Source organism: Jannaschia seosinensis, from assembly GCF_001408515.1.
Lineage (GTDB): Bacteria > Pseudomonadota > Alphaproteobacteria > Rhodobacterales > Rhodobacteraceae > Jannaschia > Jannaschia seosinensis.
The window spans coordinates 68,191-81,319 of sequence record NZ_CYPR01000046.1; the positions used below are offsets into that span (position 1 = coordinate 68,191).

Annotated in this window: 13 protein-coding genes and 1 pseudogene; 6 read left to right on the top strand and 8 right to left on the bottom strand. The window is 67.3% G+C overall.

The features are described 5' to 3' along the window. Positions 1-29: 29 nt before the first annotated feature. The 6 genes from JSE7799_RS04365 to JSE7799_RS04390 form a co-directional block, all read right to left on the bottom strand. Positions 30-515 carry a (2Fe-2S)-binding protein gene (locus tag JSE7799_RS04365; protein WP_055662522.1) on the bottom strand — a complete coding sequence of 162 codons (486 nt, stop codon included), beginning with the start codon at positions 513-515 and terminating at the stop codon, positions 30-32. A 55-nt stretch (positions 516-570) separates the two neighbouring features. Continuing rightward, entirely contained in the window at positions 571-1,551 is a 981-nt protein-coding gene (locus JSE7799_RS04370) for a molybdopterin-binding protein (protein WP_055662523.1), read from the bottom strand. Then, on the bottom strand, positions 1,548-2,507 hold the full coding sequence (locus JSE7799_RS04375; RefSeq protein ID WP_055662524.1) for an XdhC family protein: 960 nt from the start codon (positions 2,505-2,507) through the stop codon (positions 1,548-1,550). Before JSE7799_RS04375 ends, JSE7799_RS04370 begins: the two co-directional genes overlap by 4 nt. 268 nt (positions 2,508-2,775) lie before the next feature. Continuing rightward, complete coding sequence (locus JSE7799_RS04380) at positions 2,776-4,842, bottom strand: OmpA family protein (RefSeq protein WP_055662525.1); 2,067 nt, start codon at positions 4,840-4,842, stop codon at positions 2,776-2,778. Positions 4,843-4,999: 157 nt separating this feature from the next. Next, entirely contained in the window at positions 5,000-6,232 is a 1,233-nt protein-coding gene (locus JSE7799_RS04385) for a vWA domain-containing protein (protein ID WP_055662526.1), read from the bottom strand. A gap of 58 nt (positions 6,233-6,290) precedes the next feature. After that, on the bottom strand, positions 6,291-7,178 hold the full coding sequence (locus JSE7799_RS04390) for an AAA family ATPase (protein ID WP_055662527.1): 888 nt from the start codon (positions 7,176-7,178) through the stop codon (positions 6,291-6,293). A gap of 94 nt (positions 7,179-7,272) precedes the next feature. On the opposite strand from JSE7799_RS04390, the pseudogene JSE7799_RS04395 reads away from it, so the two are divergent. Then, positions 7,273-8,496 (top strand): annotated as a pseudogene (locus JSE7799_RS04395) (acyl-CoA dehydrogenase); the annotation flags it as partial. A gap of 83 nt (positions 8,497-8,579) precedes the next feature. On the opposite strand, the gene JSE7799_RS19530 reads toward JSE7799_RS04395, so the two are convergent. Next, positions 8,580-9,155, bottom strand: a complete 576-nt coding sequence (locus tag JSE7799_RS19530) for a YceI family protein (RefSeq protein WP_083480253.1) — start codon at positions 9,153-9,155, stop codon at positions 8,580-8,582. 229 nt (positions 9,156-9,384) lie between these two features. Between JSE7799_RS19530 and JSE7799_RS04400 the strand changes: the two genes are divergently transcribed. From JSE7799_RS04400 to JSE7799_RS04420, 5 genes are all read left to right on the top strand, one after another. After that, positions 9,385-9,861 (top strand): PRC-barrel domain-containing protein, encoded by a 477-nt coding sequence (locus JSE7799_RS04400; RefSeq protein WP_055662528.1) that lies wholly within the window; start codon positions 9,385-9,387, stop codon positions 9,859-9,861. Positions 9,862-10,074: 213 nt separating this feature from the next. After that, positions 10,075-10,428, top strand: a complete 354-nt coding sequence (gene rpsF, locus JSE7799_RS04405; protein ID WP_055662529.1) for a 30S ribosomal protein S6 — start codon at positions 10,075-10,077, stop codon at positions 10,426-10,428. 12 nt (positions 10,429-10,440) lie between these two features. Then, complete coding sequence (gene rpsR, locus JSE7799_RS04410; protein WP_055662530.1) at positions 10,441-10,668, top strand: 30S ribosomal protein S18; 228 nt, start codon at positions 10,441-10,443, stop codon at positions 10,666-10,668. Between the two features lie 10 nt (positions 10,669-10,678). Continuing rightward, the gene (rplI, locus tag JSE7799_RS04415; RefSeq protein WP_055662531.1) at positions 10,679-11,308 is read left to right on the top strand and encodes a 50S ribosomal protein L9; all 630 of its coding nucleotides are present in this window, start codon (positions 10,679-10,681) and stop codon (positions 11,306-11,308) included. 126 nt (positions 11,309-11,434) lie between these two features. Next, positions 11,435-12,643 (top strand): PQQ-dependent sugar dehydrogenase, encoded by a 1,209-nt coding sequence (locus JSE7799_RS04420; RefSeq protein ID WP_055662532.1) that lies wholly within the window; start codon positions 11,435-11,437, stop codon positions 12,641-12,643. A gap of 332 nt (positions 12,644-12,975) precedes the next feature. Here JSE7799_RS04420 and JSE7799_RS19535 read toward each other — a convergent pair. Continuing rightward, positions 12,976-13,129: ATP-binding protein (locus tag JSE7799_RS19535; RefSeq protein ID WP_222101702.1), on the bottom strand; the 154-nt coding region annotated here is incomplete at its 5' end.

The following is a 13,129-nucleotide window of genomic DNA, read 5'->3' on the forward strand; positions in this document are numbered from 1 at the left end:
CGGGGGCGCGCGGCCCCCGTCCGGCGGGCCTATTCGGCCGCCACCGGCTCCACCTGCTGCCCGGACGCCGCCATCACCGCCTTGACGATGTTGTGGTACCCGGTGCAGCGGCAGATATTCCCTTCGAGATAATGCCGAACCTCGGCCTCGGACGGCTGCGGGTTCTCCTTGAGAAGCGCGGAGGCCGCCATCACCATGCCCGGCGTACAAAAGCCGCATTGCAGCCCGTGATAATCCTGGAATGCCTGCTGCACGGTGCCCAGAGAGCCGTCGGCATTGGCCATCCCCTCGATCGTCGTGACCTCGGCCCCGTCCAGTTCCTGCGCCAGAACGCTGCAGGCCTTGACCGGGTCGCCGTTCACATGGACCACGCAGGCGCCGCATTGCGAGGTGTCGCAACCGACATGCGTTCCCGTCAGGCGCAGCCCCTCGCGCAGCCAGTCGACTAGAAGCGTGCGGCCCTCGGCCTCTGCCGAACGGCTCTTGCCGTTCACGTTCATCGTGACCTTCGCCATGAAGTCCCTCCCTGTTTGCGCGAAGGTAAGCACAGGATTCGGCATCGGGGAACCGCTATTTCGTCACGGGCCGCTCGCGCGGCTGCGGGCGGGTGGGGATTTCGCCCAGAAGCCCTCCCACCCCCATCGCCGCGATATCCGCGCCGGTGACGGGCACGCCGCAGACGATTCGCTCCAGCACCCAATCCGCCCCGTTGAGCGCCGGCGACCGCGCGCAACCAGGCAACCCGATCACGGCGGCCGCGCCGAGCGCGCCGAGAAACAGAAGGTTTCCGGGATCGACCGGCATCCCGAACCGCTCCAGCCGCCCGCCCGCCGCCAAAAGCGCGGCCGGCCCCACATCGCGCGCATCCGACGTGGCCGAGGCCGTCAGGATCAGGCGAAGCGGCGCGGTCGACGCCCCGATCGCCGCAGCCAGCGCCGCCGTCTCGTGGGGAACATGCGCCACCTCGCAGGCCACGCCCAGCCGGTCGAGCCGCGCGGTCACCGCGCGCGATTTCGACGGCGCACCCTCCAGCGTGGTGACGATCAGATCGGCATGCGAGAGGACCGGCGCATGAAGCCGGAGCGCCCCCGCCACCCCCCCGAGCCGCCCCGCGAAGGCCTCGGACGGAACCGCGTAGGGGATGATCTTGACGGTCGCCACCATCGTCCCGGTCGCGACCCGCTGCCATTCCGGGAGGGTCGCCACGGTGATGTCGGGCGTCAGCGCATTGGCCGCGTCGATCCGGTCACGCGAGATCCCGACGATACCCGGCCCGGTGGCATGAATGTTCGCCCGGCCGGTAAAGGGGGCGCGCACCTCCAGCCCCGGCCCGGTCAGCGCATCGGCAACGATCCGTGCGGCCTCGTCCTCGGGCACGTCGCCGGGACCGAGCCGGGCGGCAACCACCTCCGCCAGCCCCGCCGCGCGCAGCCGGGCGACCTCCTCCCGGCCAAGCCGCGTGCCCTTGCGAAGCCGTCCTTCTGCGGTGGTGACGGAATGGGCGAGGGTCGCGCCCTCGGCATCGTCGAGGGAGATCGTTCCGAACCTCATCCGCGGCGCAGCGCCTGCGTCATCGCCGCAAGGATCGCCACCGCGATTTCGCCCGGATTGCGCGACCCGATATCGAGCCCGATCGGCGCGTCGATCCGCGCGATCGCATCCGCCGGAACGCCGGCTTCCGTCAGCCGCTCCACCCGCTTGGCATGCGTCCGTGTCGAGCCCAGCGCTCCGACGTAGAACGCCGCGCTCTCCAGTGCCACGCGCAGCGCCGGATCGTCGAGCTTCGGGTCATGCGTCAACAGGACCACCGCCGTCCGCGCATCCGGCCCCAGCGCGCGCATCGCCTCGTCCGGCCAGTCATGCACGAGCGTCGTGTCCGGAAACCGCGCCTCGGACGCGAAGGCCTCGCGCGGGTCGATGACGATCGGCGCATAGCCCGCCAGCCGCGCCATCGGCACGAGCGCCTGCGCGATGTGAACCCCGCCGACGACCGCCAGCCGCAGCGGCGGCGCGTGCAGCGTCACGAAAGTCTCGCCGTCGGGCTCGAACCCGCTGCGGTCGGCGCGCAGCCTCTCTTCCATCTCGGGGGACGGGACCAGGAAAGTTGCCCCGTTTTGTACATTCGCGGCCTGACCGACGGTTTCCCCCCGCGCCCTGCGCGCCACCAGATCGGCCAGCACCTCCGCGGGAAGCGTGCCGCCGACCGGCTCCAGCAGCACCCGGATGCGCCCCCCGCAGGCCAGACCGACCGCGAAAGCCTCGTCATCGGACACGCCGTATTCCAGCACCCGGTGCCGCCCGTCGCCCATCGCGTCCAGCGCCTCGGCCACGACCGCGCCCTCGACGCATCCGCCTGAAACGGACCCGACGATCTCGGCATCCTCCGACACGGCAAGCTGCGAACCCCGCGGCCGCGGGGCGCTGCCCCAGGTCTCGACCACCGTGGCCAGCGCCGCCCCCTTGCCGTTCTGGTGCCAGCGGAGCGCGGCTTCGGGTGCGTCGTCCATTGTCTTCGCTTTCAAAATACCTCGAGGCGCGCGAGGCGCTGGCCCCTCGCCGGCTCAGCCTAAACGAAAAGACCCCGCCCCGGAAAGTAACGCCTTTGTGGATCGACGCCCAGCTCCGGTGCCGCCTCGTCGATTACCCGCCCCACGACAATCGCCGCCGCAGGAAACCGTTCGGAATGGCAAAGGGCCCCGGCGGATTATTGCGCCGGAGCCCTTCTGCGGTTCAAGTCAGGCCTGCACCGGTTGGCGGACGGGCCGCTTGCTGCGGTCAGTTCGCCGCGGCGGTCTGCAACAGGCCGGTGATCTGCCGCACGGTCGCACGGCGGTTGGCCCGTTCGGCTTCCTGGGTGGGGACCTTCAGGAAGCGCTCGCCGTAGCCCTGTACGACCATGTTCTCCACCGGCACGCCGAAATATTCGTTCAGCGCCAGCGCGAGGCTCTCGGCCCGTCGATCCGACAGGGCGAGGTTGTAGACCGCGTCGCCCACCGCGTCGGTATGTCCCTCGATCAGGAACACTTCGCGCGGGTTCTCGCGGATGGAGGCGAGCACTTCGCGCGCGAGGCCGGCCAGGTTCTCGGCCTGTTCGGGGGGGATGGCCGCAGAGCCGCTGGGGAACGTCACGGCGTTCACCTCGTAGGCCGGGGCAAGGGCGCGGACCTCGGGGATGTTGCGGACTTGCGCGAGGCTGAACCGCCGGTCGATGCCGGCCTGCCGCTGCAGCGCCTCCCGCAGGGCATCGTCGCCGCCTGTGCGTGTCGAAACCACCGGCGCGACGGGCAGCGTGGCGACATCCACCGGCTCCACCGGGTCGGTGTCGTCGATCAGCGTGTAGCGCGTGCCATCCGGCTCGATGAGTTCGCGGCGCAGGACGCGAAGCGACGCGTCGCGGATGGTCACCACGCGCGATCCGTCCTCCCGCAGCACGGTCTGCCGGACCGAGCCGTCGTCGAACCGCTCGGTGCGCACGTTGGAGCCCGCCTGCCGCAGCAGGACGTCGTCGTCCCGGAACACCTGAAGCGCGCCGTCATCCTGCTGGACCACCACGCGGTCGCCGGAGTTGGAGACGACCCGCGAGCGGTTGTTCAGGATCGTGCCCACGGCAAGCGCGCCGAGCGCGCCGAGCGCAAGCTTCTGGGTGTTGGAAAGGCCGCTATCCTCCTTCCGCTCGGTGACGACGGCGCGGGTTTCGAAATCCTCGGCGGAGGTGCGGACATCGGCCTCCTCGACGGTGATCTCCTCGACCTCGCCCTCCACGGCATCGTCGATCGCGGCTGCGGCGGCCGCAGCGCTTTCGACGCCGAGCGCGGATTGCAGTGCCTGGCTGGCGAGGTCGCGGGCGACCTCCTGCTCCTGCGTCATCTCCGGTGCGGGGCGCGCGGCGACCTCCTCGGCAATCTCGCTTTCGGTCTCGACCTCGACGATGGGCGCGGTTTCGGGGGCGAGAACGGGTTCCGCCGCCTCGGCGTCCTCCATGGATTCAAGGTCCGGGGCGGGCGCGTCGATGGGTGCGTTATCGATCTCGACGGGTTCGTCGATGAGCTCCTCCACCAGAGGCGTGTCGCCCTCCAGCGCAGGCACGTCCTCGATCAGCTCCGCCGTCGGCGGCGTCTCTTCGACCTCGGCGGGCGGCATGTCGTCGGCGGCCGCGTCTACCGGGGCGTCGGCGTCGGGTGCGATCTCGGCGGCGGGCGCTTCCTCCGTTACGGCGTCCGGCTCGGTCTCGGGGGCGGGCATGTCCTCGGGCGCAGCTTCGGTCTCCGCTTCGGGCGTCACGATTTCGGCATCCTGCTCCAGCATCTCCACGCCATCGACGGCCTCTTCCTCCGACTGTTCTTCGGTGATGATTTCAGGCTCCGCCGCATCCATCCCAGACGCGGCCTCTTCGGTCGCCTCCGCCTCCTCGGCGGGGTTGGTGACGGCGAGCGGCTCGTCGATCACCTCCTCGACTTCCTCCTCGGGGATGTTTTCGACGGTGGTGGTCACCGCGTCGTCCACGATCGGGGCCTCTTCCACCGGAGCGACGACAACGCCCTCATCCGGTCCCGCCTCGGCCTCGATTTCTTCAGGTGTTTCGAGAACGGTCGAGATGCCCTCGTCGCCCGCCAATTCCCCGTCGCCCGTGGGCAGGAGCGCGACACCGCCGGCCGCCACGCATTCGGCGAGCAGGTCGCTGTCGTCCTCGAACCGCTCGGCGCATTCTTCCAGCACCTCCTCGGCGGTCTGGGCATGTGCCGCGGGCGCGACGAGCGCGAAGGACGGGACGAGCAGGGACAGGCTGGCGGCCAGCGATGTGGCCGATCGGAGAGCGTGGCTTGTGCGGCGCGTGCGGGACATTGGAACCTCATCCGGGGGTTTGTGCATTTTGCGATATAACCTTCGTGTGGATGGTGATGTTCCAATACGGCCCGGTGTTATCGCCTATCGCCGGGTTTGAGGCCGGTGCGGTCGGAGTGGCTTTCGGGACGCCATCACGAACGTCGACACTCCGCGTTCAGCCGCGAAGACGCGTCAACTCGCCCCGGTCGTCGGGTTGCGACAGCGCGGTGGCCAACCCCTCCAGCGCCGCGATGGAATGGCCGGCGCGCAGGCTGTCGACATGCGGCAGCAAGGCCCGGATGCCGGCGGCCTTCGGCGCGAAGCCGTCGAACCGCAGCAGCGGGTTGAGCCAGATCACCCGGCGGGCCGTGAGGTGCAGGCGCCGCGCCTCGAAGGCCAGCCGCTCGGGGTCGCCACGGTCGAGACCGTCGGTCACCAGCAGGACCACGGCCCCCTGCCCCAGCACGCGCCGCGACCAGTCGCGATTGAACGCATGCAGCGCGTCGCCGATACGGGTCCCGCCCTCCCAATCCTGCGCCTCGGCCCCGGCGGCGGCGAGCGCGGCATCGACATCGCGGGTCCGAAGGTGCCGCGTGATGTTGGTCAGCCGTGTTCCGAAGGTGAACCCATGGACCTCCGCCCAGCCCTGCCCCTGCCGGTTGGCGACCGCATGGAGGAAGTGCAGGAGCGCCCGGCTATAGGAGGTCATGGAGCCCGAAATGTCGCACAGCGCGACGAGGTTCGGCCAGCGGATGCGCGGCGTGGCACGGCGCAGATCGTGCAGGTCGCCCTTGCGGAGCGCGGCGCGCAGGGTTGCCTGACGGTCGATCCGGCCCGCCGCCGCGGCCTGCCGTCGGCGACTGGCCAGCGGCCGGACCGGCAGACGCAGGGTGGTGAGCATTCGCTTGGCGGCGGCCATCTCGGCGGTCGACATCTGCTCGAAGTCGAGATTGCGCAGACGCTCGCGCCCCGATGCCGTGGCGGAGGCGTCGATCTTGACCTCCTCCGCCGGCTCGCCCGCAACCTCCGGATCGGGCCCCTCGGCCGCGTCGAGCAGCGCCTCGGCCGCGCGCTTCTCGGCGGGCCTGGCGCGCCGTTCCTCCTGCACACCCCGGACGGTCGGCGTCAGCAGGCCCATCATGTGCTCCAGATAGCGGGGATCGCGCCAATAGAGACGGAAGAGCTGCGCGAAGGTCGCACGGTGTTCGGGGCGGCGCACGAAGACGGCCTGCAGGGCGTGAAAGAAGTCGGCCCGGTCGGTGAAGCCGGCCACGGTCACGGCCTCCACCGCCATCAGAAGGCGGTCTGGACCCACCGGAAGCCCGGCCCGGCGCAGCGCGGCGGCGAAATGCGCGATATTGCCCGCCAGCCTGGGGTCGTCGGGAAGATCGAGCGGAGCGTGTTCCATGCAGCCACCTCCGGGGGCCAGCCCCCGGACCCCCGAGGTATTTGACGCCAGAGGACGATCAGGCGAGTTCGGCGCGCACCTCATCGAGGATCCGCTTCGCCTCGCTTCCCTGAAGCTTCTGGATATCGTCCTGATATTTCAGAAGCGCGCCGAGCGTGTCGGCGATCACCTCCGGCGACAGGTCGATCATGTCGAGCGCGAGGAGGCATTTGGCCCAGTCGATCGTCTCGGCCACGCCGGGTTTCTTGAACAGGTCCTCGGTGCGCAGGGCCTGCACGAAGGCGACGACTTCGCGGCTGAGGCGTTCGGACGCTTCGGGGGCGCGGGCGGCAAGGATTTCCATCTCGCGGTCATGGGACGGGTAATCGACCCAGTGGTAGAGGCAGCGGCGTTTGAGCGCATCGTGCACCTCGCGCGTGCGGTTCGAAGTCAGGATGACGATCGGCGGCTCGGGCGCGGTGACAGGCCCGGTTTCGGGAATGGTGATTTGAAAATCGGAGAGGGCCTCGAGCAGGAACGCTTCGAACGGGGCGTCGGTGCGGTCGATTTCGTCGATCAGGAGGACAGGTGCGCCGCCGGGCTGCGGGCGCATCGCCTCGAGCAGCGGGCGCGCGATCAGGAAGTCGTCGGAGAACAGGACGGGCGGTGCCTCGCCCGTGGCCTCGGCCCGCCGGAGCGCGACCATCTGGGCGGCGAAATTCCATTCATAGACGGCGGAGGCGGCATCGAGCCCCTCGTAGCATTGCAGACGGATCAGGCGGCGGCCGAGCGCGGCGGCCAGCGCCTTGGCGATCTCGGTCTTGCCGGTGCCCGCCTCGCCCTCGAGAAACAGCGGACGGCCCAGCGTGAGGGCAAGGAAGGCGACGGTGGCGAGGGGACGGCCGCAGACATAATCCTGCCGGGACAGGAGCGTCTGAACGTCATCGATCGAGGTTGGCAATGTCATGGCGCTATGGGGCACGGCACCCCACGTGCGGTCAAGCCGCGTTGCTGACGGATCTCCGGCGACATAGCTTTGGGACGAAAAGAAAAAGGACGGCATGAAGGACATGGACGCGAAAGACCTCGCCGCAGCGGGGTTCGGGCCGGATCTGGGACGCTTCGACTGGGCCGATCCATTTCTTCTGGAGGATCAGCTGACCGAGGAGGAGCGGATGCTGCGCGATGCGGGGCGGGCCTTCGCGGATGCGGAACTTACGCCGATCGTGCGGCAGGCCTGTGCCGAGGAGACGGCCAATCCCGAGATCTTCCGCAAGATGGGCGCGGCCGGTCTGCTTGGTGTGACCGTGCCGGAAGAATTCGGCGGTCTCGGCGCGGGCTACGTCACCTATGGCCTTGTGGCGCGGGAGATCGAGCGCGTCGATTCCGGCTATCGCAGCATGATGTCGGTGCAATCCTCCCTCGTGATGTATCAGATCCACGCCTACGGCTCGGAGGCGCAAAAGCAGAAGTACCTTCCGGGCCTCGCCGCGGGGGAGTTGATCGGTTGCTTCGGGCTTACTGAGCCGGATGCCGGCTCCGATCCTTCGGGCATGAAGACGCGGGCGGTGTAGACGGCGGACGGCTACCGCATTTCCGGCGCGAAGATGTGGATCTCGAATGCGCCCTTTGCCGACGTCTTCGTGGTCTGGGCGAAGTCGGATGCGCATGAGGGCAAGATCCGCGGCTTCGTCCTGGAGCGCGGGATGAAGGGGCTCAGCGCGCCGGCGATCAAGGGCAAGCAGTCGCTGCGCGCCTCCACCACGGGCGAGATCGTCATGGACGGCGTCGAGGTGGGCGAAGACGCCCTGCTGCCGGGTGTGCAGGGGCTGAAGGGGCCGTTCGGCTGTCTCAACCGGGCGCGCTACGGGATCGGCTGGGGTGTCTTGGGCGCGGCGGAGTTCTGCTGGCACGCGGCGCGGCAATACGGGCTGGACCGTCAGCAATTCGGCCGACCGCTGGCGCAGACGCAGCTGTTCCAGAAGAAGCTCGCCGATATCCAGACGGAGAACGCGTTCGGGCTTCAGGGGGCGTTGCGGGTCGGGCGACTGATGGAGGCGGGGCGTGCGGCGCCGGAGATGATCTCGCTCATCAAGCGCAACAATTGCGGCAAGGCGCTCGATGTGGCGCGGTTGGCGCGGGACATGCACGGCGGCAACGGGATCTCCGAGGAATACGGTGTGATCCGCCACATGATGAACCTCGAGACGGTCAATACCTATGAGGGGACGCATGATGTGCACGCCCTCATCCTCGGTCGTGCGCAGACGGGCTGCAGGCGTTTTTCTGATCGCGACAAAAGAAGGGAGCGCCCGGTATGGCGCTCCCTCCTCGATATCCGGGTGCGGCCCCGGATCTTCGGTGGTGATCAGGCGTCGGCCTGCTGCGCCTCGATGGAGATGATCACCTCGACCTCGTCCGAGACGAACGGCGCGAACATGCCCGCGTCGAAATCCGAGCGAAGCAGCGTCGTCGTGGCGTCGAAGCCGAGCCAGGGCTTGTCCTCCATCGGGTGATCGGCCTGCTGGTTGAGGCGTGCGTCGAGCGTGATTTCCTTCGTCACGCCCCCGAGCGTCAGATCCCCGGTGATCAGGGCCGTATCCTCGCCCGTCACCTCGATACCGGTCGAGGTAAAGCGGACGACGTCGTTCGCGGCGGCATCCAGAAAGTCGGGCGAGGAGAAGTGCGTGTCGCGCTCCTCCCACCCGGTGAACATGGCGGAGGCCGGGATGGAGACGTCGACCGAGGAATTCTCCGGGTTTTCGGCGTCGAACTCGATCGTGCCGTTCCAGCCCGAGAACATGCCGTAGGTCGTTGAGTAGCCGAGGTGGTTGTAGTTGAACACGGTCTGGCTGTGGCTCGAGTCGAGCGTGTAGGTGACCGGTTCGGCCAGAGCGGGTGCCGCGGCGAAGAGTGCGGCGGTGAACAGGGCGGTGCGGAACATGGATGCCTCCTTGGGGTGTCTGGGCGTCAAGATCGTTGATTCATGGCGAAACGCAAACCGTAGCGGATCAACATGATCTGTGCGAACGCGCACTGCGGATGGTCGGGCCGGTCGGGCGGTTTCGCGATGTGCGTCGCTTTACGCGGCGGGATGCGTGATCGGGGGAACCGTTCGGTGGGGTATCCGCGTTGAAGGCCTGCAACACGACACAACCGAAAGGATTTCTGTAATGCTTCGCATTCTGACATCGACCGCTCTGGCCGCGACTCTGGCCGCTCCGCTCGCCGCTCCGGCTGCCGCCGAAACGCACATGACGGCCGGCACCGAGATGATGGATACGGCGGGCCTGATCCGCACCCGGGACATCACCGGCGGACCCGTCTATTCCATCGCGGACCGCTACGACGAGACCGCTTGGATGGATCTCGAAGATCGCGATTACTACGGCTACAACAACTACAACTACGGCACCGATTACGACCAGATCGGTGAAATCGAGGACATCGTTCTCGACCAGGGCGGCCAGATGATTGGCATCGTCGCCGAAGTCGGCGGCTTCCTCGACATCGGCGACAAGCACGTCCTGGTGCCCGTCGAGGACCTGCGTCTCGTGCCCGTGGACGACACGTCCTACAGCTATATCACGCGCCTCAGCGAGGAAGCGCTCGAAGAACTGCCGAGCGTCGACGAAGCCGGCTGGAATTGATCCGGACTCGTCTCTGATGAGACCCGAGGGGAGGCACTTTGCCTCCCCTTTTTCATGCGTGACATCCGGCGCGCCCCCTCGCCTCTTGCATGCGGCGGCCATGCCAGTATACGCACCGGACCCGCCAAGCATATTTATCGCGTGGCCTCTCGTGTCCGGAGGGCGGGGCAATCTTCGGGCTATGAAACGCGCGCCGACAAAACAGGAGTGAACATGCCGCTCTATGAGCATGTAATGATCGCGCGTCAGGATCTGTCCAACGCGCAGGCCGAGGGCCTCGTCGAACATTTCAGCACCGTCCTCGCGGATAACGGCGGCAAGGTCGTCGACAGCGAGTATTGGGGCGTCAAGACGATGGCCTACAAGATCAACAAGAACCGCAAGGGGCATTATGCCTTTCTGCGGTCGGACGCGCCTTCGGATGCGGTGCAGGAAATGGAACGTCTCGCCCGCCTGCACGACGATGTGATGCGCGTGCTCACCGTGAAGGTGGACGCCCACGAGGAGGGTCCGTCGGCCCAGATGCAAAAGCGCGACGAGCGGGACACCCGCCGCGAACGCCGCTAAGGAGACCGGATCATGGCTGCCAAACCGTTTTTTCGCCGTCGCAAGACCGATCCGTTCGAGGGGCCGAACGCTCCCGTGATCGATTACAAGGACACCCGTCTTCTGCAGCGCTACGTCAGCGAGCGCGGAAAGATCGTGCCGTCCCGTATCACCGCCGTCTCGGCCAAGAACCAGCGCAAGCTCGCCCGTGCGATCAAGCGCGCCCGGTTCCTGGCCCTGCTGCCTTATGCCGTGAAGTGAGGAGATAGACATGCAAGTCATCCTTCTGGAACGCGTGGCCAAGCTGGGCCAGATGGGCGAAGTCGTGGACGTCAAGCCCGGCTATGCCCGCAACTACCTGCTGCCTCAGGGCAAGGCGCTGACCGCCTCCGACCAGAACGTGAAGGCGTTCGAGGGCCGCAAGGCGCAGCTTGAGGCGCAAAACCTCGAATCCCGCGCCGAAGCCGAGAAGTTGGGCAAGAAGCTCGATGGACAGAAGTTCGTCGTGATCCGTCAGGCGTCCGATTCCGGCGCGCTCTACGGCTCGGTCACCACGCGGGATGCGGCCGATGCCGCGACCGAGGCCGGCTTCACCGTCGATCGGAGCCAGGTTGCCCTGCAGGCGCCGATCAAGGAACTCGGGCTGCACAAGGTCACGATCGTCCTGCACCCCGAGGTGGAGGTCGAAATCGAGCTGAACGTCGCCCGCTCGCCGGAAGAGGCGGAGCTTCAGGCCGCCGGCAAGTCCATTCGTGATCTCGCCGCGGAAGAAGAGGCCGCGGCAGAGTACGAGATTTCGGAGCTGTTCGACGATATCGGCGGTGCGGCCGACGAATATAGCGAGGACAATGCCCCGGTCGAGACGCCGGAAGGCCGCGACAGGGACGAACAGCCCCGCTGAGGTGCTGAAATCGTCATGCAGGGGCCGTCCTTCGGGGCGGCCCTTTTGCGTTGACGGTGCACATTGGCCCACAGGCGCCGCGCGCTATGTCGTTTTCCGAACAGAAACCGACATCGGAGACCTGTGATGATTCGCTACGCCCTTCTTGCCTCCGCCACCATGCTGGCCGCGCCGAGCTTTGCGCAGACGCATGAATGGGGAGAGCGCAATACGAGCTATCCCCCTGCCTTTCCCGAACAATTCCGCGCCGAACTGGTCGATAGCGGCGTAACGCTCACCACCGAGACCTTGGCCGACGGACTGGTCCATCCCTGGGGGATCGCCACGCTTCCCGACGATCGGGGTTGGCTGGTGACCGAGCGGGCCGGCCTGTTGCGCCATCTCGCCTCCGACGGCACGCTGTCCGATCCGATCACGGGTCTTCCGGAGATCCTTTCCGTCGGCCAGGGGGGCCTCCTCGACGTGGCGCTTGGGCCCGATTTCGCCGAAGATCGAAAAATCTTCATCACCTACGCCAAACCGGTCGAGGACGGCAGCGCGACGGCTGCGGCATCGATGACACTGGCCGATGACCTCGCCAGCGTCGATCAGGTGAACGAGATCTTCGTTCAGTCGCCACCATCGGAGAACCCGATGCATTTCGGCAGCCGGATCGTGTTTCTTGGCGACGGCACGGTGGCGATTACGACGGGCGAGCACTTCTCCGACGAGGAGCGGCCCTTCGCGCAGGATCTCGGCAAGACCTACGGCAAGGTAATCCGCGTCAACCTCGATGGGACGGTGCCAGAGGACAATCCGTTCGTCGGCACCGAAGGCGCGGCCGAGGAGATTTGGACGCTGGGCCACCGCAATATCCAAGGTGCCGCGCTGGACGAGGACGGCACCTTGTGGACGATCGAACACGGCCCGCAAGGTGGGGACGAACTCAACCGTCCGGAACCCGGGTTGAACTATGGCTGGCCCGCGATCTCCTACGGCAAGCGCTACGATTTCCGCGATGTCGATCCCGGTGGTCCGGTCGGTATCGATGCCGCGCAGCAAGAGGGGATGGAGCAGCCGGTCTATTTCTGGGACCCGGTCATCGCCCCCGGAGGGATGGATTTTCACTCCGGAGAGACGTTCGCCGATTGGAACGGTGATATCCTCGCCTCGTCTCTGGTGCCCGGCGGCGTCGTGCGCCTGTCGCTCTCCGATGAGGGGCTGGTGACCGAGGAGGAGCGCCTTCTATCTGACATCGGCCGGGTGCGCGACGTGGAGGTTCAGCCCGACGGCTCCTTCCTCATCCTTACCGATTACGAGGATGGCCGGGTCATTCGGGTCACGCCGGAAGGCTGAGAATGGGGGCAGCGGCGCTTGGGTGCTGCTGCCTTTCCCGCCGGGAGATGCGAATGTTCGCCGAGTTCGGCTCGTCCGCTGCCAAAACGAAGGTTTCTGCAATCTCCTTGTAGCGACCTGCGGGTTTCACAAAATTTACCCGCCTCTCGTCGCGTCAGACGCAATTGATATCGGGACTCCGGCGGGTGTCAACGGCGGAGTAAAAACCGGCCACGCGGCGGCGCAAAACCAGGCCAGCGACAGGGCGCCAAGCGCCATGGCGCGCGCGCTTGCCGCATAGCTGGCGCGTGCCATGGCGCATTGGCCCGCAGGGCCAATCCTGTGGCGGGTGATCAGGTTCTGGCTTGGGCCTTTCGGGCGCGGCTTTGGCCGAGCCGATAGCTGTCGCCGTTCATCTCGAGGATGTTGACGTGGTGTGTCAGCCTGTCGAGCAGTGCGCCGGNCAGGCGGTCGGGGGCGNAGGGTTCGGTCCATTCGTCGAACGGC

Bases quoted from the DNA above. Each gene is read 5' to 3' on its own strand.
- JSE7799_RS04365 (WP_055662522.1), bottom strand. From the start codon at position 515: ATGGCGAAGGTCACGATGAACGTGAACGGCAAGAGCCGTTCGGCAGAG.
- JSE7799_RS04370 (WP_055662523.1), bottom strand. From the start codon at position 1,551: ATGAGGTTCGGAACGATCTCCCTCGACGATGCCGAGGGCGCGACCCTC.
- JSE7799_RS04375 (WP_055662524.1), bottom strand. From the start codon at position 2,507: ATGGACGACGCACCCGAAGCCGCGCTCCGCTGGCACCAGAACGGCAAG.
- JSE7799_RS04380 (WP_055662525.1), bottom strand. From the start codon at position 4,842: ATGTCCCGCACGCGCCGCACAAGCCACGCTCTCCGATCGGCCACATCG.
- JSE7799_RS04385 (WP_055662526.1), bottom strand. From the start codon at position 6,232: ATGGAACACGCTCCGCTCGATCTTCCCGACGACCCCAGGCTGGCGGGC.
- JSE7799_RS04390 (WP_055662527.1), bottom strand. From the start codon at position 7,178: ATGACATTGCCAACCTCGATCGATGACGTTCAGACGCTCCTGTCCCGG.
- JSE7799_RS19530 (WP_083480253.1), bottom strand. From the start codon at position 9,155: ATGTTCCGCACCGCCCTGTTCACCGCCGCACTCTTCGCCGCGGCACCC.
- JSE7799_RS04400 (WP_055662528.1), top strand. From the start codon at position 9,385: ATGCTTCGCATTCTGACATCGACCGCTCTGGCCGCGACTCTGGCCGCT.
- rpsF (WP_055662529.1), top strand. From the start codon at position 10,075: ATGCCGCTCTATGAGCATGTAATGATCGCGCGTCAGGATCTGTCCAAC.
- rpsR (WP_055662530.1), top strand. From the start codon at position 10,441: ATGGCTGCCAAACCGTTTTTTCGCCGTCGCAAGACCGATCCGTTCGAG.
- rplI (WP_055662531.1), top strand. From the start codon at position 10,679: ATGCAAGTCATCCTTCTGGAACGCGTGGCCAAGCTGGGCCAGATGGGC.
- JSE7799_RS04420 (WP_055662532.1), top strand. From the start codon at position 11,435: ATGATTCGCTACGCCCTTCTTGCCTCCGCCACCATGCTGGCCGCGCCG.